This is a genomic window from Halosimplex amylolyticum, assembly GCF_051414035.1.
Classification (GTDB): Archaea; Halobacteriota; Halobacteria; order Halobacteriales; family Haloarculaceae; genus Halosimplex; species Halosimplex amylolyticum.
In genome coordinates this window covers 169,827-192,020 of record NZ_JBLKNW010000007.1, presented here as the reverse complement: position 1 = coordinate 192,020, position 22,194 = coordinate 169,827, and the positions used below count along the sequence as shown (strand labels likewise).

General features: G+C 66.9%; 21 protein-coding genes and 1 tRNA gene. 10 read left to right on the top strand and 12 right to left on the bottom strand.

Going from position 1 to position 22,194, the window contains the following annotated elements; translation table 11 throughout:
- The first annotated feature begins 97 nt into the window (after nucleotides 1-97).
- Entirely contained in the window at nucleotides 98-1,591 is a 1,494-nt protein-coding gene (locus ACMGFE_RS22090) for a replication factor C large subunit (RefSeq protein ID WP_436927451.1), read from the top strand.
- 15 nt (nucleotides 1,592-1,606) lie between these two features.
- Here the strand turns inward: ACMGFE_RS22090 and ACMGFE_RS22085 are convergent, their stop codons facing one another.
- Nucleotides 1,607-1,912: a hypothetical protein gene (locus ACMGFE_RS22085; RefSeq protein WP_436927450.1), complete on the bottom strand. Its 306-nt coding sequence runs from the start codon at nucleotides 1,910-1,912 to the stop codon at nucleotides 1,607-1,609.
- 73 nt (nucleotides 1,913-1,985) lie between these two features.
- Entirely contained in the window at nucleotides 1,986-2,852 is an 867-nt protein-coding gene (locus tag ACMGFE_RS22080; protein WP_436927449.1) for a COX15/CtaA family protein, read from the bottom strand.
- 264 nt (nucleotides 2,853-3,116) lie between these two features.
- Here ACMGFE_RS22080 and ACMGFE_RS22075 point away from each other — a divergent pair, with 264 nt between their 5' ends.
- A complete protein-coding gene (locus ACMGFE_RS22075; RefSeq protein ID WP_436927448.1) occupies nucleotides 3,117-5,384 on the top strand; it encodes an NADP-dependent malic enzyme in 2,268 nt (755 codons plus the stop codon).
- 380 nt (nucleotides 5,385-5,764) lie between these two features.
- Complete coding sequence (locus tag ACMGFE_RS22070) at nucleotides 5,765-6,118, top strand: DUF8000 family membrane protein (RefSeq protein WP_436927447.1); 354 nt, start codon at nucleotides 5,765-5,767, stop codon at nucleotides 6,116-6,118.
- A gap of 42 nt (nucleotides 6,119-6,160) precedes the next feature.
- Here the strand turns inward: ACMGFE_RS22070 and ACMGFE_RS22065 are convergent, their stop codons facing one another.
- On the bottom strand, nucleotides 6,161-7,141 hold the full coding sequence (locus ACMGFE_RS22065) for a DUF7351 domain-containing protein (RefSeq protein ID WP_436927446.1): 981 nt from the start codon (nucleotides 7,139-7,141) through the stop codon (nucleotides 6,161-6,163).
- 59 nt (nucleotides 7,142-7,200) lie between these two features.
- On the bottom strand, nucleotides 7,201-7,863 hold the full coding sequence (locus ACMGFE_RS22060; protein WP_436927445.1) for a ribonuclease H family protein: 663 nt from the start codon (nucleotides 7,861-7,863) through the stop codon (nucleotides 7,201-7,203).
- A gap of 397 nt (nucleotides 7,864-8,260) precedes the next feature.
- On the opposite strand from ACMGFE_RS22060, the gene ACMGFE_RS22055 reads away from it, so the two are divergent.
- The gene (locus ACMGFE_RS22055; RefSeq protein WP_436927444.1) at nucleotides 8,261-9,187 is read left to right on the top strand and encodes a DMT family transporter; all 927 of its coding nucleotides are present in this window, start codon (nucleotides 8,261-8,263) and stop codon (nucleotides 9,185-9,187) included.
- Nucleotides 9,188-9,288: 101 nt separating this feature from the next.
- On the opposite strand, the gene ACMGFE_RS22050 is transcribed toward ACMGFE_RS22055, so the two are convergent.
- Both ACMGFE_RS22050 and ACMGFE_RS22045 read right to left on the bottom strand, forming a co-directional pair.
- Nucleotides 9,289-9,540 carry a DUF8028 family protein gene (locus ACMGFE_RS22050; RefSeq protein ID WP_436927443.1) on the bottom strand — a complete coding sequence of 84 codons (252 nt, stop codon included), beginning with the start codon at nucleotides 9,538-9,540 and terminating at the stop codon, nucleotides 9,289-9,291.
- 244 nt (nucleotides 9,541-9,784) lie between these two features.
- Nucleotides 9,785-10,216, bottom strand: a complete 432-nt coding sequence (locus ACMGFE_RS22045) for a DUF8009 family protein (protein ID WP_436927442.1) — start codon at nucleotides 10,214-10,216, stop codon at nucleotides 9,785-9,787.
- A gap of 185 nt (nucleotides 10,217-10,401) precedes the next feature.
- Here ACMGFE_RS22045 and ACMGFE_RS22040 point away from each other — a divergent pair, with 185 nt between their 5' ends.
- Nucleotides 10,402-10,995 carry a response regulator transcription factor gene (locus ACMGFE_RS22040; RefSeq protein ID WP_436927441.1) on the top strand — a complete coding sequence of 198 codons (594 nt, stop codon included), beginning with the start codon at nucleotides 10,402-10,404 and terminating at the stop codon, nucleotides 10,993-10,995.
- Nucleotides 10,996-11,208: 213 nt separating this feature from the next.
- On the opposite strand, the gene ACMGFE_RS22035 is transcribed toward ACMGFE_RS22040, so the two are convergent.
- Nucleotides 11,209-11,343, bottom strand: a tRNA-Met gene (locus ACMGFE_RS22035).
- 401 nt (nucleotides 11,344-11,744) lie between these two features.
- Nucleotides 11,745-12,182 (bottom strand): DUF6326 family protein, encoded by a 438-nt coding sequence (locus ACMGFE_RS22030; protein ID WP_436927440.1) that lies wholly within the window; start codon nucleotides 12,180-12,182, stop codon nucleotides 11,745-11,747.
- A gap of 383 nt (nucleotides 12,183-12,565) precedes the next feature.
- Here ACMGFE_RS22030 and ACMGFE_RS22025 point away from each other — a divergent pair, with 383 nt between their 5' ends.
- Nucleotides 12,566-14,062 (top strand): DUF7115 domain-containing protein, encoded by a 1,497-nt coding sequence (locus ACMGFE_RS22025; protein WP_436927439.1) that lies wholly within the window; start codon nucleotides 12,566-12,568, stop codon nucleotides 14,060-14,062.
- A 12-nt stretch (nucleotides 14,063-14,074) separates the two neighbouring features.
- Here the strand turns inward: ACMGFE_RS22025 and ACMGFE_RS22020 are convergent, their stop codons facing one another.
- On the bottom strand, nucleotides 14,075-14,434 hold the full coding sequence (locus ACMGFE_RS22020) for a DUF5830 family protein (RefSeq protein WP_436927438.1): 360 nt from the start codon (nucleotides 14,432-14,434) through the stop codon (nucleotides 14,075-14,077).
- A 97-nt stretch (nucleotides 14,435-14,531) separates the two neighbouring features.
- Between ACMGFE_RS22020 and ACMGFE_RS22015 the strand changes: the two genes are divergently transcribed.
- Nucleotides 14,532-15,203 (top strand): TVP38/TMEM64 family protein, encoded by a 672-nt coding sequence (locus ACMGFE_RS22015; protein WP_436927437.1) that lies wholly within the window; start codon nucleotides 14,532-14,534, stop codon nucleotides 15,201-15,203.
- 27 nt (nucleotides 15,204-15,230) lie between these two features.
- Here ACMGFE_RS22015 and ACMGFE_RS22010 read toward each other — a convergent pair whose 3' ends face one another.
- The gene (locus ACMGFE_RS22010) at nucleotides 15,231-15,350 is read right to left on the bottom strand and encodes an HVO_2523 family zinc finger protein (protein WP_436927436.1); all 120 of its coding nucleotides are present in this window, start codon (nucleotides 15,348-15,350) and stop codon (nucleotides 15,231-15,233) included.
- 172 nt (nucleotides 15,351-15,522) lie between these two features.
- On the opposite strand from ACMGFE_RS22010, the gene ACMGFE_RS22005 reads away from it, so the two are divergent.
- The 3 genes from ACMGFE_RS22005 to ACMGFE_RS21995 all read left to right on the top strand — a co-directional run bounded on the left by ACMGFE_RS22005 (nucleotide 15,523) and on the right by ACMGFE_RS21995 (nucleotide 17,800).
- On the top strand, nucleotides 15,523-17,148 hold the full coding sequence (locus ACMGFE_RS22005) for a molybdopterin-dependent oxidoreductase (RefSeq protein ID WP_436927435.1): 1,626 nt from the start codon (nucleotides 15,523-15,525) through the stop codon (nucleotides 17,146-17,148).
- A 74-nt stretch (nucleotides 17,149-17,222) separates the two neighbouring features.
- On the top strand, nucleotides 17,223-17,498 hold the full coding sequence (locus tag ACMGFE_RS22000; RefSeq protein WP_436927434.1) for a winged helix-turn-helix domain-containing protein: 276 nt from the start codon (nucleotides 17,223-17,225) through the stop codon (nucleotides 17,496-17,498).
- Between the two features lie 5 nt (nucleotides 17,499-17,503).
- Nucleotides 17,504-17,800 carry a DUF8036 family membrane protein gene (locus tag ACMGFE_RS21995; RefSeq protein WP_274325149.1) on the top strand — a complete coding sequence of 99 codons (297 nt, stop codon included), beginning with the start codon at nucleotides 17,504-17,506 and terminating at the stop codon, nucleotides 17,798-17,800.
- A gap of 98 nt (nucleotides 17,801-17,898) precedes the next feature.
- Here the strand turns inward: ACMGFE_RS21995 and ACMGFE_RS21990 are convergent, their stop codons facing one another.
- Nucleotides 17,899-18,573: a rhomboid family intramembrane serine protease gene (locus tag ACMGFE_RS21990; protein WP_436927433.1), complete on the bottom strand. Its 675-nt coding sequence runs from the start codon at nucleotides 18,571-18,573 to the stop codon at nucleotides 17,899-17,901.
- Nucleotides 18,574-18,578: 5 nt separating this feature from the next.
- Nucleotides 18,579-21,752, bottom strand: a complete 3,174-nt coding sequence (locus ACMGFE_RS21985) for an adenosylcobalamin-dependent ribonucleoside-diphosphate reductase (protein ID WP_436927432.1) — start codon at nucleotides 21,750-21,752, stop codon at nucleotides 18,579-18,581.
- Nucleotides 21,753-22,194 lie beyond the last annotated feature (442 nt).

The following is a 22,194-nucleotide window of genomic DNA, read 5'->3' as shown; positions in this document are numbered from 1 at the left end:
ACGGGTGACAGCGGCAGCGGTCGTCGGCTACGGCGCCGTCGTCGCGGGCCGCGGCGCTCCGAAACCACTAACCCCCTTACACGCCTGGGTTCCGCCAATGGACTGGACGGAGAAGTACCGGCCGTCGTCGCTCTCGGAGATCCGCGGGAACGACAAGGCCCGCGACGCCCTGCAGGAGTGGGCCGACACCTGGGAGGACCACCGGGAGGCGGTCGTGCTCCACGGGTCGCCGGGGATCGGCAAGACCTCCGCGGCGCACGCGCTCGCCAGCGACATGGGCTGGCCGACCATCGAACTCAACGCCTCGGACTCGCGGACGAAGGACGTCATCGAACGCGTCGCGGGCGAGGCCGCGAAGTCGGGGACGCTCACGGCCGGCGAGGCCGGACGCCGCGTCGTGATCCTCGACGAGGCGGACAACCTCCACGGCAACGTCGACCGCGGCGGCACGGCGGCGATCACCTCGCTGGTCAAGGAAGCCAGCCAGCCGATGATCCTCATCGCCAACGAGTTCTACGACATGTCCAACGGCCTGCGGAACGCCTGCCGGGAGATCGAGTTCCGCGACGTGTCCAAACGGTCGATCGTCCCCGTCCTCCGGGACCTGTGCCGGAAGGAGGGCATCGAGTACGACGACGCCGCACTGGACCAGATCGCCGACATGAACAGCGGCGATCTCAGAGGGGCCATCAAGGACCTGCAGGCCCTCGGCGAGGGCCGCGACCGGATCGAGGCCGACGACGTGGTGACGGGCGAGCGCGACCGGACGAAGGGCGTCTTCGACTACCTCGACACGGTCATCAAGGAGGCCGGCGCCGAGGAGGCGCTGAAGGCCTCGTACGACGTCGACGAGACGCCGGACGACCTCATCAACTGGATCGAGGACAACATGCCCAAGGACTACGAGGGCGAGGAACTGGCGGTCGCCTACGACTTCCTGTCGAACGCCGACCGGTGGCTGGGCCGGGTGCGAGCGACGCAGAACTACACCTTCTGGCGCTACGCGGGCGACAACATGACCGCCGGCGTCGCCGCCGCCCGCCGCGAGCCCAAGGGCGGGTGGACCCGCTACGGCCCGCCGAGTTACTGGTCGAAGCTCGGTCGCTCGCGGGGCACGCGCAACACCCGCGACTACATCGCCCAGGAGATCGCCGAGGCCGGCGGCGTCAGCATGTCGACCGCCCGGCGGGAGATCCTCCCGCACCTCTCGGTGATGACCCACCACTGCAAGAACAGGGAGTTGACCGTCGCGATGGCCGCGAAGTACGAACTCGACGCCAAGCACGTCTCCTTCATCACCGGGAGCGGCGAGGACACTAACAAGGTGCAGTCGATCGTCGAAGACGCCGAACGGCTGCGCGAGGAGCGAGCCGTCGAGAACGCCGGCGGCGCCTTCGAGAACGCGCACGCCGGCGAGGGGGAGTCCCTGGACGACGGGAGCGGCGGCGAGGACGAGTCCGACGCCGGAGCCGCCCAGGCGTCGCTCGGTGGGGCCAGCGCGGCGGACGAGGGCGACGGCACAGACGACGCGGACGACGCGGCGGACCCCGAAGACGACGACGGGCAGTCGGGCCTGACGGACTTCATGTAGGTCCCGTTTCTCGAATCACTGCCCGGTGGCGGACGCTTCTGTCCCGTCTCGCTTCCGCCACCAGCGATACATGAGGGAAAGTCCGGCGAGGAGACAGACCACAGCGAGTCCGTCGAGGGCGTAGTTCAGCGTCGTACCGGTCGGGACGGGGCCCTCCTGGGTGATCTGCAACAGCCCGTAGGAGAGCCAGGTGAGGCACACGCCGACCAGGAAGGCGAACTTCTCGCGGCCGACCGTTCCGCGGCGGTATCGGACGGCGAGGAGCCCCAGGAGGAGGGCGTACGCGACGACGAGGGCGAGGTTGACGACGGCGGGGACCATCGCTATGCTGTTAGTCGGCTGTCAGTAACTATCTTGTGGTCGACGGTACCGCGGAGCGGACAGCGACTGCTCGTCAGTCCGCGCGCTGGGTCTCGACGCCGCCGGTTGCGACGACGATGCGATCGGCGACGAACGCGAGGCCGACGACGAGCGCGACCACGAGGAGCGTGGTCACCTCGCCGACGACGCCCGCGACGCCCCACAGGTGCCGGCTCAGGATCATGTCGACGTAGAGGACGGCGGTGCCGGCGGCGGCCACCGAGCGGAACCGGAGGAGGTTCGCGGGGTCGACGGCGGACTCGCTCCAGACCAGCAGCGCGACGAACGCGGCCAGCAGCGCGAACGAACTCGCGTAGTAGCCGACCTGGTTCGCGGGCTGGTAGGCGAAGACGGGGACGAACTCGAAGAGGACGTGCCCGGCGACCAAGGCGACGCTGGCCCAGACGACCTGTCGGACGCGTTCGACGGCAGGCACGCCGTAGATCCGGGCCGCCGCGTAGACGAGCAGGGCGAAGATGAGCGTCGCGGTGGTGAAGTGGGCGGTCATGATAGCGGGGTTGAACCCGCGGGGGAACAGGCCGCCGGCGGTCGTGGTCACGCCGCCGAGGACGATCTGGACGGGGAGGATGGCGATGGCGGCGGTCACGCTGTAGCGGACGCGGCGGTCGTCCTGCCAGCGCCAGGCGCCGTAGAGCCACCCCAGCAGGAGGAAGCCGACGACCATCGCCACCAGGCGGTGGAACCACTCGAAGAAGCTCGCCCAGTTGGCCGGGAACAGCCCCATCCAGCCGTTGCACAGCGGCCAGCGGGTCCCGCAGGAGAGACCGCCACCGGTCGACCCGGTGTGGAGGCCCAGCAGGATGAGGACGAAGGTGAGCGCCGTCGTGACGCCCGCGAGGGTCCGAAAGCGACGGGTCATGAGCGCGGCTTCGTTCGCCACGGACTTTACTCCCCCCATTTCCGTCCCGGTCCCGGTCCCGGTCTCCCCGTCCCCGCTTCCCAACGGCGGACGTCCCCCCGCACGCAGCCACTGAACGCCACCCCTTCGCGTTCCCTCTCACGGAACGTTCGCTCACGGTGCTGATCCCGATGGGCCGCTCTCGCCGGTGAAATCAGCCGCGCCAGTAGTTCGTCGAACGACGAACAACTGGTCGTCATTTGGCGCAACGCGAAGGTTTTTGCCGGCCCCGTCCGGGGATATCGTATGGGACTCGACGAGGACGCACTGGAGTATCACCGGACAGAACCGCCCGGCAAGATCGAGATCGCGACGACGAAACCGACGAACACCCAGCGGGACCTCCAGCTCGCCTACTCACCTGGCGTCGCGGCGCCGTGCCTGGAGATCGACGAGAACCCCGGCGACGCCTACGAGTACACGGCGAAGGGGAACATGGTCGGGGTCATCTCGAACGGGTCGGCCGTGCTCGGCCTCGGCGACATCGGCGCCCAGGCCTCCAAGCCCGTGATGGAGGGCAAGGGCGTCCTCTTCAAGCGCTTCGCCGACATCGACGTGTTCGACATCGAACTCGACGAGCACGACACGCAGGCGTTCATCGACGCCGTCGCGGCGATGGAGCCGACGTTCGGCGGGATCAATCTGGAGGACATCAGCGCGCCGGAGTGTTTCACGATGGAGGAGCAGCTCCGCGAGCGGATGGACATCCCCGTCTTCCACGACGACCAGCACGGGACGGCCATCATCTCCGGCGCCGCGCTCATCAACGCCGCCGAGATAGCGGGCAAGACGCTCGAAGACATGCGGATCGTCTTCTCCGGCGCCGGCGCTAGCGCTATCGCGACCGCCCGGTTCTACGTCTCGCTCGGCGCGAAGAAAGAGAACATCCTGCTGTGTGACTCCTCGGGGATCATCACCCAGGAGCGCGCCGAGGCCGGCGACGTCAACGAGTACAAGCAGGAGTTCGCCCGCGACGTGCCCGAGGGCGACCTCGCCGACGCGATGGACGACGCCGACGTGTTCGTCGGCCTCTCCGTCGGCGGCATCGTCGACCAGGAGATGGTCCGGTCGATGAACGAGAACCCGATCATCTTCGGGATGGCCAACCCCGACCCGGAGATATCCTACGAGGACGCCAAAGACGCCCGCGACGACACCGTCATCATGGGCACCGGCCGCTCGGACTACCCGAACCAGGTCAACAACGTCCTCGGGTTCCCCTTCATCTTCCGCGGCGCGCTCGACGTGCGCGCGACGGACATCAACGAGGACATGAAGACCGCCGCGGCGGAGGCGCTCGCCGAACTCGCCCGGAAGGACGTCCCCGACGAGGTCGTCAAGGCCTACGGCGACCAGCCGCTGCAGTTCGGTCCCGAGTACATCATCCCCAAGCCCGTCGACCCGCGCGTCCTCTTCGAGGTCGCGCCCGCCGTCGCCAGGGCCGCCATGGAGTCGGGCGCCGCCCGGACCGAACTCGACCTCGACGACTACGTCGAGCGGCTCGAAGCCCGACTCGGCAAGTCCCGCGAGATGATGCGGGTCGTCCTCAACAAGGCCAAGAGCGACCCCAAGCGCCTCGCGCTGGCCGAGGGGACCGACGAGAAGATGATCCGCGCGGCCTTCCAGCTCCAGGAACAGGGCATCGCTGACCCGGTCCTCATCGGCGACCGACAGGAGATCACCGAGAAGACGGCGGACCTGGGGCTCGACTTCGAGCCGGAGGTCGTCGACCCCGAGAACGGCGACTACGAGGAGTACGCCGAGCGCCTCCACGAGCTTCGCCAGCGCAAGGGCATCACCCGCAGCGAGGCCTCCGAACTCATCGAGAACGACACCAACTACCTCGCGAGCGTGATGGTCGAACAGGACGACGCCGACGCGATGCTGACGGGGCTCACCCACCACTACCCCTCGGCGCTGCGTCCGCCGCTCGAGGTCATCGGCACCGCGCCAGACGCCGACTACGCGGCGGGCGTCTACATGCTGACGTTCAAGAACAGCGTCATCTTCTGCGCGGACACGACTGTCAACCTGGACCCCGACGAGAAGGTCCTCTCGGAGGTCACGAAACACACCGCGAAGCTCGCCCGTGACTTCAACGTCGAACCGCGGGCCGCGCTGCTCTCCTACTCGAACTTCGGCAGCGTCGAGAACGAGGGCACGCGGAAGCTCCGGCAGGCTGTCGACGACCTGCACGGCGACCCCGAGGTCGACTTCCCGGTCGACGGGGAGATGCAGGCCGACACTGCCGTCGTCGAGGAGATCCTCAACGGCACCTACGACTTCGCCGACCTGGAAGACCCGGCGAACGTCCTCGTGTTCCCGAACCTCGAAGCGGGGAACATCGGCTACAAGCTCCTCCAGCGCCTCGGCGGCGCGGAGGCCATCGGCCCGATGCTCGTCGGCATGGACAAGCCCGTCCACGTCCTCCAGCGGGGCGACGAAGTGAAAGACATCGTCAATCTGGGCGGCGTCGCGGTCGTCGACGCCCAGAAGGCCGAAGACGAGGAGTAACCGACCGGCGCCTCCGGCGCCGGTTCACCGCCCGAACGGAGTCCTCGTGAGAGGAGCGAACGAGGTGGTTCGAGACGGCGCAGCCGTCTCGTCACTGAGCGAATCGGAGATTCGCGAGGTCAGCGAGAGCTTTGCTCTCGCCCGATGCCGAAAATCTCCGATTTTCGAGCAGCTCGGAAGAGCCCGCTCTTCCGGTGTGAGGGTAACGTTTTGCCGCATCTTTTTCGAGTCGAGCGGGACCGACGGCCCCGCTGACCGTGCGAACGGCACTTCGCGCCCGTGAGCAGCGAGCGGTTCCCCAGCGAACGGAGTGAACGATCTGCCGAAGACAGATACACAAGGCATACGTGTGACACGTCCGGTGCGGCGAACAGGGAGCGATGGACAGGACCGTCGACGTTTCGGGCTGGCCGATGCGCGTCATCCGGTACGTGCTGACCGGGTGCTACGCGTTCGGGACACTGTTCGTTCTGTCGTTTTTCGTCTGGAGAGCGCTCACCGCACTCGGTGTCACCGTCCCGTACCGCGACGGAGCGCTCTGGCCGGCGGTGTTCGCCGTCGTCTGGGTCGCGCTGACGGTCACGTGGATACGAGTGCTCCGCCGGGCGAGCGGTGACTGGTGGGGACCGATCCCGCGCGAGCAGTACCTCGGCCGGTTCGCTGGGGCGGGCGGGCTGGCGAGACACAGCTGGGAGCGAGCGGTCGACCAGTTGCCGGACGACGAAGACGACTGAGGAGTCGGAGTGGCACCGTCGACCGGGGCGGCGTCCCGGCACTCACCGCGGGCCACTCACGTCGACGACCGACAGGTCCTCCGCCAGTTCGAGTCGCAACTCGTCGCCGTCGAGTTCGAGCGTGACCAGGACGCGGAGGGGGTCGTCGGACAGGACCTCCCAGTCGGTGCGGCCGGTTTCGAGCCGTTCGTTGATCGACGCGAGGTCGTTGAACCCGTACTGCAGCGAGAGGCCGCGCTCGTAGTGGAAGGCGACGGCCGCGGGGTGGTACTTCGCGACGCCGCCCAGCGTCGTCACCGCCCAGTCCTTGCAGACGGGGCACTCGAACTGCGCCGTGACCGCCGCCCCCCGGCCGCACTCGTCGCAGACGCCATCGTCGTCGTGAGCCTCGCACCGAGCGAGCGAACGCTCGACCGGGCCGGAACAGGACGGGCAGACGCCCTCGATCATCGTGTAGAGTCGCTGGAACGCTCGGACCCAGGCTGTCGCGTAGATCTCCTCCGGGGACCGACCGGTGAACCCCGCGGGGTCGAGTTTGAACTTGCTGAGGAGGCCGCGGGGCGTGTCCTCGCCGGCGAAGAGCCCGTCGCAGTCGGTACAGGCGTTGTACACCCACCCGTCCTCGTAGCCGACTTCGACGGCGCCCCCGCAGAGACTGCATTCCATTTCGATTTCGGTGGGCTCCAGGGTCGGTTCCTCGATGCCGGCGCCGGCGACGACGGCGCGGACGAACTTGCGACCGGGCTCGCGGAGTTCGTACCCGTCGTCGGTCGACTCGACGAAGTGGCCGGTCAGCTTCTCGAGGTGGTAGTTGAACTGCCCGCTATCAGTCATTCCGACCGCCTCGCGGAGGTCGGAGAACCGGACGGCGTTCTCGCCGTCGAAGGGGTCGTAGGCGTCCCAGAGCGCGACGAGGATCGCCAGCCGCGTCTCGTTGCTCAGTAGTTCGAAGGCCTCGCTCGCCGGCCCGGTCGTTCCCGGCGCCGCCGCCAGCGGCGACGCTGAAGCGTCGCTCCGTTCCATAGTCGACCTATCGGGCAGGTTCGCATAAAGTGACGGGACCGCCGGCCGGGACGCTCCCGTCAGTCCGACGCGCTCCCGCGGTCGGCACGCGAGGGCGGCGGATAGCGGTCGTCACCGGTCGACGGCGACTCGGGGAGGACACAGCGGTCGGGTTCGCTATTGACGTGCGCGTACTCGTCGGGGGCGTTCGCGAGCGGGTGGGCGGGGTTGTAGCCGCTGCCGATGCGAGCGGCGCGGATCTCGGCGAAGTCCCGGAGTCGCGAGCGGATGCCCCGCCAGTGGAGTCCGATGGCGGGTGGGTGGGACACGGAGTGCGTCGGTTCGAACCCTGGGCTCCGGTCCGTGAGGACCGCGGCGTTGAGGTTCTCCGCGAGGGCGTCGTGGTCGATGAGGACGCCGACGCTCGCGTCCGCGGGGGAGCGAGCGGCGAGGACGTCGAGCCCGAGGTGCAGCGCCCGATACTCGGCGACGTTGTTGTCCGGGGCGCGGTTGGGGACCGACAGCCGCGCGACGCGTTCGCCGTCGCGGGTCTCGATGACGACGCCCAGTCCGCCCGTGAACTCGCGGGCGTCGTCGCCCGGCGCAGCGCCACCGCTCTCTCGATACGAACCGTCGGTGGCGAGGTAGAAGTCGCGATGGTGTGTCCGCGGCGGGTGGGCGATGTGCGGCGTCGGTGCCTCGTCGAACAGGTCTCGCAGGGTCGGCCGGCCGTATGCGGCCATACTTCCCCTTGGAGATAGGATGATTTAAACGTACGGGCAATTCGGGGATCGGTCCCACGGAGACCGACCGATACAGGGACGGCAGCCGGACCGACCGCGCCACCGACCGTCGACGACGCGGTCTGGTGGCGGTGTTACCCGGTGGCGGCGCGGTCTGGCGCCGGTGTTACCCGGTGGCGGCGCGGTCTGGCGCCGGTGTTACTCGGTGGCGGAGTGACCCGGTAGCGGTGTGGCCAGTTGGCGGAGTGACCCGGTAGCGGTGTGGCTCGGTGGAAGGAACGTCCCGGCCAAAGGCCCGTCTCGGGTGAACACGCACCCCGATGGAACGCGCGTCTCCGGGCCCGAGAGCGGACGGGCGACCCGAAAGGTTCAGGCCGGCTCGGGCGAATCACCGTCCGTGTCCACCTACCGGAATCTCGGGCTGTTCCTCGTGCTCTCCGCGCTCTGGGGGTCGGCCTTCATGGCGATCAAGGCGGGGCTGTCCGCGTTCCCGCCCGTCCTCTTCGCGGCGCTCCGCTACGACGTCGCCGGCGTCGTGATGCTCGGGTACGCCGCGATCAGGGCCGACTGCTGGTACCCGCGGGGCCGCGACGAGCTGGTGACGGTCACCGTCGGCGCGTCGCTCATGATCGCCGCCTACCACGCCTTCCTGTTCGTCGGCGAACAGGGGACGACCAGCGCCGCCGCCGCGGTCATCGTCAGCCTCTCCCCGGTGTTGACGACCGTCTTCGCCCGCGGGCTGCTCCCCGACGAGCGGCTCTCGGCGGTCGGCGTCGCGGGCATCCTGCTCGGCGTCGTCGGCGTCGTCGCGGTCGCCCAGCCCGATCCGGACGCCCTCTTGACCGCGGAGGTCCTGCCGCAGTTGCTCGTCTTCGCCGCGGCGCTGTCGTTCGCCCTGGGCAGCGTCGTGACGACGTACGTCGACGCCGGCCTCGAGATCGAGACGATGGAAGCGTGGTCGATGCTCGGCGGCGCCGGACTGATGCACGTCGTCAGCGTCGGTCTCGGCGAGTCGCTGTCGGCGGTCACCTGGTCGGGGACTGCGCTGTGGTCGCTCGCGTACCTCTCGCTGGGCGCGAGCGCGGCCGGCTTTCTCATCTACTTCGACCTGCTCGAACGGCTCGGTCCGGTGGAGATAAACCTCGTCTCCTACGTCGCGCCGCTGTTCGCCGCCCTCACGGGGTTCCTGTTCCTCGAGGAGGTCGTCGACGCGTGGACGGCGCTGGGCTTTTGCTGTATCTTCGCGGGCTTCCTGCTGATCAAACGCCAGGCGCTCCGCCGGGAGATCCCGCGACTCCGCGCGGCGATTCGAGAGGAGAACTGACCTCGACCGGCGTGAACGGAGTGGAGGGCGGAACCGTCGTGGACGGCGCGATCGAGTCGTGCGTCACGAGTCCGTCGAGACGGACGACCGCAGCGGCGCCATCAGTCGCGATAGTGGGTGTGACCGACGAGGAGCGCGAGGACGTTCGCGACCAGCAGGGCGACGAACGCGTTGGTGTACGGTTCCGTAGACAGCCCGGTCGCCAGCAACAGCGGGAGGTGGAGGAAAGGGAGTGCGACGGCTGCCCAGAACGCGAAGCCGGTGATCGGTGCGACGACGCTCTCGCCGACGTCCGGCAAGGTGACGTCGAGGCGCTCGAGCGAGGGGGCGAGATCTGACGTTCGACTTGACATACGGGGAACCTCGTACTCTCACAGTGACACGGTGATACCTTATAACCGTCCGAGTCTTCCACTGATTTCACAACGTTTCACGCGTTCGATGCGTCCCTAGACGCCGTTTTACCCGCCCGTTTTTTCTTTCATCACTGCCGCAGAACTGCCGAGAAGTTTCATACCTCCTTCCAAACCCGTTTCTGGATCGGATTGCCGGCCCGGGATCGAGAGTTTACAAACGTCCAGTTTCGGAACCGAATACTTATCCGAGGACCGAAATCCTCACTTCGTGTGGGCCGTCGGGAGTGTCGACCGTCGCGGTCTCGCGGAGGTGGTCCCGGACTCGTTCCCGCCACGCTGCCACGGCCTCCCGGTGTCGCTCGTGGTGGCGGTCGACGGTGTACTCGGTATCGGGATCCGCGCGGAGTCGGTCCTCGGTGTCGGCCGGGCGCGGATACGCCGGTGCCGACTCCGCAAGAAGCGCCTCCGGCGACAGGTGGAGCGGCGCCGGGTTCTCGTCGTAGTCGGCGCGGCCGACGTGCAAACGCGCCCGCATCCGGCCACTGAACGGCGGTGTCACGCGCAACACGGCCGCGCTGTCGCGCTGGATCCGCGCTTCGAGGGCTGCGACCACGTCGTCGACTGTCACCGCCAGTGTCCGGATCCGCGTCGGGTCGGCCGACTCCCCGTCCATCGATCGGATCCAGGACGCACGCCGATTTAGTCCCGTCGGTGGACGGAGAGCCGCTCTCGCAGACCGTTCCGTCCTGCCGACGGCGACGGAACTGCCCTCTATTTTCACCGATGATAATCGATGGGGTGGTTTTATGCGTTGGTTTGTTCGATACTCGATAATCCGTATCTCCAATTACGGGACCTATGATGATCTCGCCGAAGAGCAACTCCGAGGACGTAACCGTTCTCGTCGTCGACGACGAACGGGACATCGCAGACCTCTACTCCACCTGGTTAGGGGAGGAGCACGATGTCCGGACCGCCTACGGCGCCGGGGAGGCGCTCGACGAAGCCGACGACGCCGTCGACGTGGTCTTCCTCGACCGCCAGATGCCGGAGATGAACGGCGACGAAGTACTCGAGGTCCTCCGCGAGCGCGACTTCGACTGCCGAGTCGTGATGGTGACGGCGGTCGACCCGGACTTCGACATCGTCGACATGCCGTTCGACGATTATCTCACCAAACCGGTAATGCTCGAGGACCTCCACGAGGCCGTCGACCGGATGTTGACCCGGGAGAACTACGACGAGCGCATGCAGGAGTTCTTCTCGCTGGCGTCGAAGAAGGCGACGCTCGAGGCCGAGAAGGACCACGTCGAACTCCAGGGCAACGAGGAGTACGAGCGGCTCGAAGCCGAGGTCGAAACCCTCCGCAAAGAGGCCGACCAGTCCGTCACCGAGTTCAGCGACGCCGAGGACTTCGAGACGCTGTTCCACGAGTTCCCCGGCGACGCCTGACGAAGGACGCGTTTCGGTGTCGACGTACCATGGTCCGCACAGCGGCGGCTCGACCACGCTCCGCTGGGCACTGATAGTTTCAGCGGTATGCCCGGGGGGCTTCGAACCACGGGGAGACTCACTGGATTCGGCTCCGCTCCCCTGCGGGTTCTCCGACCTCGACCGACGATTCTCGGCACTGCCGCTCACACGAAGTTCGTAGCGACGCGAAAATGCCCGGGGAGGGCTCCGAACCCTCGATCTCCGCATGTCCCAGGTCCGAGGCTGACGGGCCTCGTGGGGGCATGCCGGCTGCCGCGCAAGGAAACCCTATGAGTGCGGCGCTATGTCCAGCTAAGCCACCCGGGCGCACTTGCTCGTACTGTGGTATCGGCCTTTAACCTTCTCATCTCCGGCGGACGTTCGCCGCGATCCGGCCGCCGTCTCGTCGTTTCAGTGATCGGTTCGGGCGTCCCGAGGTGACGACGTTCAGTAGAGCGTGCGTATCGACCACTGAAAGTTATCCGTTTTAAAGGGGGATTCCGAAAGTCGTACGTGATACAGCGTGGGATTCGGTCATAAAACGAGGGTGAATTTCTGAGCGAGCCTTCTTCAGCATACAGGAATGAAAGCAGCACCGGCGATGAACATCAGACCAAGCAGGTGTGACTTGGGGCGAGAACGACGGCGCGACGCCGTTTCATCATCGTCTCTATGCTGCTTCTTTCAGTTTGAACAATCCCATAGGGTTTTAGCAGTATATCCAGTTTTCAAACATTGCCCGTAGTCCTTGGCCATTTCCAGGCATACCAGAGAACTAGTGCAAGAAGAACAACTTCTACAGCAGCACCAAAATACATATGTGGCCAAGATTCACCCGCTAAATTGAATAAAGTAAACGGAATATAGAGTATTGCCACCACGATATTCGTCCAGCGATTCACTCTTGCCGGCAATGCCAGAGACAGGAAAATCATCAAACCCGGAAGCGTCACAAATACTAGTGCAACCAACGCCCATGTTGGCGTAATTTCGAACGTGAATACTTTTCCTAGTAGTATATCCTCAATAGTCCCTGGCTTGTAAAACCCAATAATATCTACATATACATATAAAAACATAAATGATGTCCACAATGCTGCTAGCTTCAGCTTCGCGTTAACATCGATGTCTTCCAATCCCCCTTTGGTTGTATTAGAAGAACTCATAGCTCACGTTTCCCCATCCGCTATAGTTGAATTTCATGGAGAAATATTGAGACAACCACATATAGTTAGCCGGTCGCGTATTGCTAGTAAGCCTCGAGATATTCAGTGAGGCGAATGGTATCCTGGCCAAGTATGTGTCAGAACGAAATCTACCGGAAGGTGGTTTCCCTGTACTGAGCATCCGGCGCCGAAGGCGCCGGTTCACCGGACGCAAGGGAGCGAAGCGACCGCCGCGTCCGGCCTTTTTCACCCATGTTTTTGCCGGTGGGGTGCCCGCAGCGGCGCGAAGCGCCGCGAGGACACCCCGCCGGGAAAAAGATGGTCGCCGAAAGGATGGTAGCCCCACCCTCGGTTTTATACACACGGACGGGTACACCTCTGCCATGGACATCCCGGACCTCGTCAAGGGGGCACTCGGCGACGAGGAGATCCAGGCGGGCGTCTCGCTCGGAGACGAGGACGCCGTCTGTCTCACGCCGACGCGGACGCTCGTCTACCGCGGCGAAGGACTGCTGAGCGACGAACAGGTCGAGGAGTACTCCCACGACATCGAGCAACTCGCCGTCTCGGAGGGTCGCCGGAAGACGAAGTTCACGATGCAGTACATCGACGGCACCGACTCGTTCACGGTCCCGGCCAACCGCGGCGACAAGGTGCTCACCCTCTTCCTCGAAGGCGTGCTCCGACTCGACGGCGTTATCGAACCCCGCGAGTCGGTCGCGGGCGTCTACCGGTTCAGCGAGTTAACGCTCATCATCACCGAAGGCCGACTGATCAAACACATCGGGAACCAGGTGTGGACCGAGGACTTCGAGGTCTACCCCTACGAGGACGTGACCGGCCTGGAGTTCGAACGCGCGAGCGTCGCGACGAGCATCGCCCTCGCCGTCGACGGCCGGCCCCAGCGGGTCAAGGTCCCTAACGACAAAGCGCCGGTCGTCCGCCAGACGCTCGAAGAGGCGCTGTTCGGGTACTACGACGTGGGATCGATCGAGGAGCTCAACCGCGTCGTCGGCGCCGACGACGCGGGGGAGGCCGCGGTCGAGGAGGCGGACGACGACGGGTTCGCGTTCGGCGACGACTTCGACCCGCTCGTCAGCGACGAGGACGACGAACTGGCGGAACCGCTCGAAGCGACCGACGGGCCCGACGAAGACGCGTTCACCGAGCAGCCAGCCGACGCCGGACGGTCGACCCAGGCCGTCGAGTCGTCGAACCAGTCGCAGCCGGCACCGGACCAGCCGACAGAAGCGCCCTCCGGTCAGTCCGGTTCGGGAACCGGTTCACCGGCGAACGCGTCCGGCGGGGCGGTGGCCGGTTCGCAACCGGGCAACGACCAGACCCCCGGGGCAGACGTACCTGAACAACCCCAGTCGTCCGACCCTGGTCAGCACCAGTCGTCCAATCCTGAACAACCCCAGTCGTCCGGTTCCGAATCCGCCGGGCCGCAGTCTTCCGGGGCGGCCACAGCAGACGCGACCGCGTCGTCGCCGGACGGCCGACAGGGGCGTGGGACCTCCCAGGAACAGCCCCAGCAGACCGCTCAGAACGCGACGACGGGATCGGCGGAAGCTCGGGGTGGCGGGGGAGGTTCGCCCGCAGAATCCGGTCCGACGGCGGCGGACTCGGCACCGACCGTCGACGGTCCCGATCGGTCGACCGAGACGGAGGTGGACCGTTCGTCGGCGTCGGCCCCGTCGTCGACCGCGGACCAGTCGGTCGACAGCGCGTCGGGCACGCCCGTCAGTCGCGAGGAGTACGAGGCGCTCGCCGAGCGCGTGGAGGAGCTGACCGACGCGGTCGACCGGCAGAACGAACTGCTCAAACGGCAACATCGCGCGCTCAAACAGCTCGTCCAGCAGAACCAGCAGTCGGAGTAGCGCTCTCCCCGCTCAGTCGCTCTCTCGGCCCGTGACCTTTCTGATGCACGACGAGCCGAACGGGCCGTGCTCGCCGGCGTCGAACTCGATGAAGTAGCCGGTGGTGATGCCAGCGCCGCAGCGCTGGCAGGTGAACTCTCCGTCCCTGCTGACCACGTCGCCCTCGAAGCTGAGGTAGTCGCCGGAGGTGGGGACGACGGTGTCGCCGTCGCGTTCGATGATCCCCCGTCGATCCGCGGTTTCGAGGATCTCGCGGGTGACGGCGGGATCGCTCGTGACCGTCTCGATGCGGTCGACGGCGTCCGGGAGCGACAGCTCCGCGTGTTCGAGGTGGGCGAGCAGTTCCAGGCCGAGTTCGACGCGGTCGTCCACGCTCGGTGGTCGTCCGCCCGTAAAGTAAGCGTTTCCGCGTCGCCCGGCCGGCGGGCGGACCACAAGACTTGTACGGATATGGTAGCGATCGGTATCGATGGCAGTCAGTCGGGCGACGCGTCGCCAGTTCGGGAGCCTCGGAGCGGCCGGCGCCGCGCTCGCGGCCGCCGCGCTGGTCTTCTCGCCGGGCGCAGTCCTGGATTCGATAGCCGGCCTGTCGGCGCACCCGTGGCGATTCCTCGCCGTCCTGGCCGTCCTGTATCTCGCGCGCCCGTTCCTCCTGTGGCCGGTCAGCGCGCTCTCGCTGACCGTCGGGTACGTCCTCGGCGCGACCTACGGCGTCCCGGTCGCCATCGCGGGGACGCTCCTCTCGAACACGGCGCCGTTCCTGCTCGCCCGGTACGCCCGAACGGAGGACGGGATCGTGGGGCTCACGACCCGGACGAGCGACCGATTCGTGGAGGCGACCGGCGAGTTCCGCGGCGTCGTCGCGGCACGCCTCGCGCCGCTGCCGGCCGACGTCGTCTCCACGGGCGCAGGCCTGTCGGACGTGTCGCTGCGGGCGTACCTGCTGGGGACGCTCGTCGGTGAGTCGCCGTGGATCGCCGCCGAGGTGATCGCGGGCGCGTCGATGCACACGCTGTCTGTCCACGGCCTGCGCCACAGCGTCGCGCTGTTCGCGGCGGCGACGACACTGTCGGCGCTGTTGCTCGCGCGGCCGATCTATCGGTTCCTCCGGGAGGAGTACGGCGTCGGTATCGACGGGTAGGTTCCGCGCGACAGTTCGTCGCGCCGTTCAGTAGAAGGTGTCCGAACAGTCGTAGACGACGCCGTGTTCGGGGCAGACGTACTTGCAGTGGCGATGGGTCATCGGTCGCTCGCAGCGGGGGCACGGACGACCGCCGGCGTCGCTCATACCGGCACCTCGGACGAGAAGCGCTTGAGTCTTGTTCTCCCCGACGGGACCGGCGTCGCATCCGTCCGGGACCGGTCGGCCGGCTGGCAGGCCGTCAAACCGAACGAATTCTAGACGGAGTTCGACGGGTTTTCGAACAACGCCTATTGGCGGGGACCGCCCACTCCGATCCATGTCAGAGTACACGCCGCTGTCCGACCGGTACCCGCCCGGACCTGGGACCGTCGCGGTCGCGTTCGCGGCGGGCGTCGCGGGCCTGCTCGGGTCGTTCGGCGCGGCCGGCTTCGCACCCGGGTTCGTCCTCGCACCGGTCGAGAGCACGCTCTCACAGGTCATGCCCGGCGCGCTGATCACGTTCGCGATCACGGTGCTCGGCGACCTGGGCCAGAAACTCAACGTCGCGCTCGCAGGGACCCTCGTGGCCGGGCTGTACGCGCTGCTGGTCGGACTGACGATCGGTATCGGGCGACGACTCGACGAACGGCTCGTGCCCGTCGTCGGCGGTCCTGCGGCCGTCTGGGCGGCGACGGCGGCGCTGACGCTCCGACCGGGGCTGTCGCTTGGTGCGGCCGTCGGTGCGGGCGTCGTCGTCTGGCTGACGGACCTCTCGCGGTCGGGCGAGCGCTTCGTCGGGCGGCGCGACCCCGACGGACGGCGCCGGGTCGTCACGGCGCTCGGCACGGCCGCCGCGGCGAGCGCCGTCGGCTACTCGCTCGGACGCCGGAGCGATTCGGCGGCGAGCGCCGGCGGTGACGGCGGAAACCTCGGAGGGGGCGGCGAAGGCAGGGAGGGCGTGCCGACTGGCGACCCCGCTATCTACGGCAACGTCGACGTGCCGACGTTCGACGTGGACGACCAGCTCGCTGCCGCGGACGAGCGCACGTACGACTTCGGCGGGATGGACCCGCTCGTCAGCGAGGAGTTCTTCAACGTCTCGTACAGTTCGGTCTCCCCGACGCCGGACGCGGCCGAGTGGTCGCTGTCGGTCACCGGCGAAGTCGGGGAAGAACTGTCGTACTCCTACGCGGATCTGCGCGAGCGGGGGTTCGAACACCGCTTCGTCACGCTCCGGTGCGTCGGCGAGCCGCTCAACGGCCACAAGATGGACAACGCCCTCTGGAGCGGCGTCCCCATCGCGCCGCTGGTAGCGGCCGCTGACCCGGACTCCGAGTGCGACTGCGTCATGGTGCGCGCGGCGGACGACTACTACGAGGAGTTCCCCGTGGAGGCGCTGGAAACCGGGATGCTCGCGCTCGGGATGAACGGCGGGCCGATCCCGCGCGGCCACGGCGCGCCTGTCCGCGCGCTCATCCCCGGCCACTGGGGGGAGATCAACGTCAAGTGGATCACCGAGATCGAGTTCCTCGACCGCGAGCAGGACGGCTACTGGGAGCAGAAGGGATGGCACGGCACCGGCCCCGTCAACACCGTCGCCAAACTCCACGCGACCACCCGGACCGAAGACGACCAGATCCTGGTCGGCGGACACGCGTACGCGGGCACGCGCGACGTCGAACGCGTCGAAGTTTCCGTCGACGGCGGCGAAACCTGGGTGGACGCGGACCTCACCGAACGCCTGCCGGGCGCAACCGGCGCCGTCGAGAACCCGCCCGAGTACGCCAACGACGCGTGGCGCCAGTGGAAGTACGCCTACGACCCGCCCAGCGGGAGCCACGAGGTCGTCGTGCGAGCCACTGACGGCACGGGCGAACGCCAGCCTCGCGAGGAGCGCAACGCCTTCCCGAGCGGCCCGTCGGGCTGGGTGAGCGAGACCATCGACCCGAGTCGCGTGCAGTGACGCCCGACTCGTCGGCGCTCCCCGGAACCAGCACGCATAAATATCAGGGTCGAGACAAGAACGGACGAGCGTCGATGGAGAAGGCACTGTGGTATCTGCTCGCCGGGACGCGCGGCGGGGAGAACCGCGCGCGCATCATCCGGTTGCTCGACGACCGGCCGCGCAACGCGAACAAGCTCGCCGACGCGCTCGACGTGGACTACAACACGGTGCGACACCACCTCGACGTCCTGCTGGAACACGACGTGGTAGAGCGCGGCGGCGACGACTACGGCGCGATGTACTTCCTCACGGACCGGTTCGACCGCCACCGCGAGGAGTTCGAGACGATCACCGACAAAATGGAGTAATACACATGGCGATGCACACCTGGCTGACCGTCGCGACCGCCCTCGCAGGGCTGAACGCCCTCTTACTGCTGGCCCTGGGCGCCGTCTGGCTGCGCAACTACCGCACGTTCGGCACGAACCTGATCCTTGGCCTGCTCGCGTTCGCCGGGGTGATGCTGCTGGAGAACCTCGTCGCTATCTACTACTTCTTCAGCATGCAGATGCTCTACGCCAGCGACCCCGTCGCCCAGCAGGCCGTCGTCGTCCTCCGCGCCCTGCAGTTCCTCGCCCTCCTCTTCCTGACGTACGTGACGATGCAGTAGCGCGATCGGTTCAGATTCTTCAGCCGTGGTTTCTCGGCGTTCGACCACGTGAGTCGAGGCCCTTCACAGCGAGCCCCTGACCGTGACCGAGACGACTCCTAGCGAGCCTCACCGCGGGAATACAGCACGGAGCGGGTCGGACGCACCAGTCCGAACGCGAGGCCGATGACGACGCCGGTCAGGTGCCCTACCACACCCACCCGAGCCGTCCCGTACGCCAGGTTCACGAGGCCGAAGACGGCCTGCCCGACGACGAACCCGCCCAGCAGGACCCACACCCAGGTCGCGTCGCCGTGCCACTCGCCGGTCGCGAGTCGGTACCGCACGCTGTCCACGACGACGAGCGCGGTCATCGCGAGGACGATGCCGCTGGCGCCCAGCGTGCCGACGGGTCGGCCGCCGACGCCGATCACCGCGTACGATGCCACCTGCGCGGCCGTCGTCGCGATACCCGAGACGACGACCAGGCCGAGGAACTGCCGGCGGCCGAGTCGTCGCTCGACGATGCCGCCGAACAGGAGCAACTGGACGACGCTCGACGCGAGGTGACGGAAATCGGTCGGGAGGTGCGCGAGCGGCGCGAGCAGCCACCCGAGCGAGGGCTCGCGGGTGGCGACGAAGAACTCGACGAACGCGGCGCGACCCAGGCGGGTCCAGACGTACCACTCGGCGGCGAAGACGAGGGAGAAGAGCAGACAGAGAGAGATAGTCGTCGGGACGGTCCGGAGCCAGCGGAGCCCGCGCGTCAGCGGCGACGCGGGGCCCTCGGTCATCTACGTCAGCACTCCGACCAGCCGCAGGACTCGCACGTCTTGCAGCCTTCGGAGTAGTACAGCGAGAGCGAGCTACACTCCGGGCACTCCGGGCTCTCGCCGGCGTCGATCAGTTCCTGCTGGGCGTCCTCGGACGACTCCCCGGCGTCGGGACCGGGCTCGTCGGCGTCGCTGCCGGGTTTGGCGTCCATGGAGACGGAGGCCCCGCCGTCGGTCTCCGGTTCGGCGGCGGAGACGTCCTGGTTCGGGTTGCTGCGCTGTTCGGATTCGCTGGCGGTCTCCTCCAGGGTCTTCTGCTGGGGGTAGCCCTTGTCGATCTCGTCATCGAGGTAGCGGCGCAGGGCCGTGCCGATGGCGTCCGGGATGGACTGGATCTGCTCGCCCTTGTCCCAGGCGACCTTCGGCGAGCGGATGCCCTGGAGCTCGTCGGCGATCTCTCGCGGGTCCACACCGGCGCGCAGCGCCGTCGAGATGGTCTTGGCCAGCGCCTCGGTGAACGAGGCGGTGAAGCCGCCGGAGTTGCCGATGTTGGCGAACAGCTCGAAGGGGCGCTCGGCCTCGGGGTCCTCGTTGATGTTGACGTAGAGCTTCCCGTAGCCGGTGTCGATGCGCTGGGTGACGCCGTGGAGCACGTCCGGGCGCGTGCGCTTCTGGGCGTAGTCCGGGCGGTCGCCGTCGGCGGCGCCGAGCAGTTGCTCTGTCTCGGCCTCGACGGCCGCCTGCACGGCGTCCTCCTCGAGGAAAGCGTCGAGGCCGCCGAAGACCTCCTCGATCTGGGCGACGACTTCCTCGGCGTCCATGTCGGCGAACTCGGTGTTCTGGGCGCGCGTGGTGAGCACCTGCTTGCTGCGGGTGCCGTCGCGGTAGTAGGTGACGCCCTTGCCGCCGTGGTCGTAGATGTACTCGAAGACCTCGCGGGCGTCCTCGGTCGTCGAGTCGTTGGGCGCGTTGACCGTCTTCGAGATGGCCGAGTCGACGCCCTCCTGGCAGGCGACCTGGATGCCCGCGTGGGCCTTCGCCGAGAGGTCGCCCGTGGTGACGAACAGTTCGCCGACCGCGTCGGGGACCGTCGAGAGGCCGTCGACGCCGTCGAACTCGTTGTTGGCCATCTGCTCCTGGGCCTCCTCTTTGACGGCGTCGATGTCGAGGTCGTTCTCCTCCAGCACGCGGAGGAAGTAGTCGTCGAACTCGACGAGCATCTCGTCGCCCTGCACGTCGTCGGAGACGTTCTTGTAGTAGGCGACGTTGTAGATGGGCTCGCAGCCGCCGGTGGTGTTGCCGACCATCGAGGTGGTGCCGGTCGGGGCGATGGTCGTCGTGTTGTGGTTGCGGATGGCGAAGCCGTCGGCCCACTCGTCGGCGTCGAGGCCGGTCTGCTTCTCGAACCACTCGCGGTACTCGATGGGCTCGGCGAACTTCGAGTTGTCCCACTCGGCGAAGGCGCCCCGATCCTCGGCGAGTTCGTGGCTCGCCCACTTGGACTGGTGGTTGATGTGGCGCATGAGCTGGCGGGCGACCTCGTTGGAGACGTCGTCGCCGTACTTCATGCCGAGCTGGATGTACAGCTGCGCCAGGCCCATGACACCGAGACCGATCTTGCGCATCTCCCGGACTTTCTGCTCGATCTTCGGGACCGGGAAGTCCGACATCGTGACGACGTTCTCGAGGAACCGGGTCCCCATCTCGATGCGGTAATCGAACGAGTCGAAGTCGATGGCCTCCTCGAGGAAGGCGTCGACGGCCTCGTCCAGGGAGTCGTACTCGTCAGCGTGTTCCTCGGACCAGACGCGCCAGTCGGGCGCGTCGCGGGCCGCGAGCGTCGAGAGGTTGATGTGCCCGAGGTTACAGGCCTCGTACTCCTCGAGGGGCTGCTCGCCGCAGGGGTTCGTCGCGAGGATCTGGTGGTCGGGATGCTCCTCGATATCGAAAGAGTGCTCCTTGTTCACCCGTTCGAGGTAGATAACGCCCGGTTCGCCGTTCTCGTGGGCGCCGTCGATGATGCGCTCCCAGACCTCCGTCGCCGGGACGGAGAGCACCTCGCCGACCTCGACGTAGTCGCCGAGGTCGAACATGTCGTAGAGCTCTTTCGTCTCCGCGGTGGCGACGTGCGGTTCGCCCGTGCGCGGGTTGGTGAAGGTGAACTCCTCGTCGGCCTTGACGGCCTCCATGAAGTCGTCGGTGATGCCGACGGAGATGTTGAAGTTCGAGAGGTGACCCTCGACGGCGTTGCGCAGGTGCTTCGGGACCTTGCCGTCGTCGTCGATGAGTTCGCGGGCCTCCTCCAGCGCGTCCGCGAAGGAGTTGTGCGTGAAGTCGTCGGGGTCGTTCAGGCGCAGGGTGTGGGCCAGCGAGACGTCCTTGTTCTTGGCGTGGATGAACTGGATGACGTCGGGGTGTGAGACCCGCATGACGCCCATCTGCGCGCCGCGGCGGGCGCCCCCCTGGGCGATGGTCTCGCACATCTGGTCGAACGTGCGCATGAACGTGATGGGGCCCGAGGCGATGCCCCCGGTGGAGCCGACCGCGTCCCCGTACGGTCGGAGCCGCCAGAAGGCGTAGCCCATGCCGCCGCCGGACTGGAAGACCTGTGCGGCCTCCTTGGCGGTCTGGTGGATGTCGTCGATGTCGTCGTCGGGCGAGTCGACGAAACAGGCCGAGAGCTGCTGGAGTTCGTCGCCGGCGTTCATCAGCGTCGGCGAGTTCGGCATAAAGGAGAGATCCTCCATCAGCGTCTGGAACTCCTCGGCCGTCTCCTCGACGTGGGTCCGGACCGCGTCGGGGAGCTCCGGGACGACCGTGTCGTAGGCGAACTTGTTGACGTTGTGCTGGGTGAGCGTCGTCTCGGCGTCGTCGTCGACCGAGGTCCCCGTGCCGAAGACTTCCGCGGCGAGCTCGTCCCGGCGCGGGTGGTCGGGCTTGAGCTGGTCGGGCGTGACGGTGACCTCGACGCCCTGATTCTCGGCCTCGTAGACGGCTTCGGCGAGCGCGATGTTCTTCGCGACGCGGACGAAGAGATCCTCCTGGTCCTCGATGAGTTCCCCGTCGGCGTCCTTGCGCAGATAGCGCGCGGGCAGAATGTTGTGATACGCGTTGCCGGTCAGGCGCTCCTCCAGCGTCGCCCCCTCGGTGCGCTTGATCGGCAGGTCGATGTCGCCGACCCCGAGATCGGCGTTACTCATGCGTCGCACCCCTCCGGGTGACGATATCGGCACCGGATCGAGAGCGTGTCCGCTGTGGCCTCATACCTATCATTTGTGACGGAAGTTCTGTTTGTATGGGTCCCAAATAACCCTTTGGTTGCGGGAATTTGTCGCGCGATACAGGTGTCCGAATTCCGAGCATTCGCGTCGCTACAGGGGTTCCTGGCTGTGTAACCGTGCGTTCTGTTTCATGCGGCGAGTCCCTATTAAGGCTAGTCGGACCAGAGTGAAAGTATTTCGGAATTTCGAGAAACCGCCCGACAGCGACCGAATTTCCATCGGAAGCCATGGGGGGTTTCGCCTGGAGATACCGTTCGCGTGCCAATCATTGTCGGGACGTTCGGTCGTCGATCTGCTCATTTCATAGTTTTTATAATATCGTCGATGACGAGGAGAAACCGCCTTCCCTGCTGCGGTCGGG

Excerpts from the sequence above, each read along its gene's own strand:
- ACMGFE_RS22085 (WP_436927450.1), bottom strand. The coding sequence starts at position 1,912 with ATGGTCCCCGCCGTCGTCAACCTCGCCCTCGTCGTCGCGTACGCCCTC.
- ACMGFE_RS22030 (WP_436927440.1), bottom strand. The coding sequence starts at position 12,182 with ATGAGTTCTTCTAATACAACCAAAGGGGGATTGGAAGACATCGATGTT.
- ACMGFE_RS21990 (WP_436927433.1), bottom strand. The coding sequence starts at position 18,573 with ATGACCGAGGGCCCCGCGTCGCCGCTGACGCGCGGGCTCCGCTGGCTC.
- ACMGFE_RS22010 (WP_436927436.1), bottom strand. The coding sequence starts at position 15,350 with ATGAGCGACGCCGGCGGTCGTCCGTGCCCCCGCTGCGAGCGACCGATG.
- ACMGFE_RS22070 (WP_436927447.1), top strand. The coding sequence starts at position 5,765 with ATGGACAGGACCGTCGACGTTTCGGGCTGGCCGATGCGCGTCATCCGG.
- ACMGFE_RS22040 (WP_436927441.1), top strand. The coding sequence starts at position 10,402 with ATGATGATCTCGCCGAAGAGCAACTCCGAGGACGTAACCGTTCTCGTC.
- ACMGFE_RS22000 (WP_436927434.1), top strand. The coding sequence starts at position 17,223 with ATGGAGAAGGCACTGTGGTATCTGCTCGCCGGGACGCGCGGCGGGGAG.
- ACMGFE_RS22025 (WP_436927439.1), top strand. The coding sequence starts at position 12,566 with ATGGACATCCCGGACCTCGTCAAGGGGGCACTCGGCGACGAGGAGATC.
- ACMGFE_RS22090 (WP_436927451.1), top strand. The coding sequence starts at position 98 with ATGGACTGGACGGAGAAGTACCGGCCGTCGTCGCTCTCGGAGATCCGC.
- ACMGFE_RS21985 (WP_436927432.1), bottom strand. The coding sequence starts at position 21,752 with ATGAGTAACGCCGATCTCGGGGTCGGCGACATCGACCTGCCGATCAAG.
- ACMGFE_RS22045 (WP_436927442.1), bottom strand. The coding sequence starts at position 10,216 with ATGGACGGGGAGTCGGCCGACCCGACGCGGATCCGGACACTGGCGGTG.
- ACMGFE_RS22060 (WP_436927445.1), bottom strand. The coding sequence starts at position 7,863 with ATGGCCGCATACGGCCGGCCGACCCTGCGAGACCTGTTCGACGAGGCA.
- ACMGFE_RS22075 (WP_436927448.1), top strand. The coding sequence starts at position 3,117 with ATGGGACTCGACGAGGACGCACTGGAGTATCACCGGACAGAACCGCCC.
- ACMGFE_RS22065 (WP_436927446.1), bottom strand. The coding sequence starts at position 7,141 with ATGGAACGGAGCGACGCTTCAGCGTCGCCGCTGGCGGCGGCGCCGGGA.
- ACMGFE_RS21995 (WP_274325149.1), top strand. The coding sequence starts at position 17,504 with ATGGCGATGCACACCTGGCTGACCGTCGCGACCGCCCTCGCAGGGCTG.
- ACMGFE_RS22050 (WP_436927443.1), bottom strand. The coding sequence starts at position 9,540 with ATGTCAAGTCGAACGTCAGATCTCGCCCCCTCGCTCGAGCGCCTCGAC.
- ACMGFE_RS22015 (WP_436927437.1), top strand. The coding sequence starts at position 14,532 with ATGGCAGTCAGTCGGGCGACGCGTCGCCAGTTCGGGAGCCTCGGAGCG.
- ACMGFE_RS22005 (WP_436927435.1), top strand. The coding sequence starts at position 15,523 with ATGTCAGAGTACACGCCGCTGTCCGACCGGTACCCGCCCGGACCTGGG.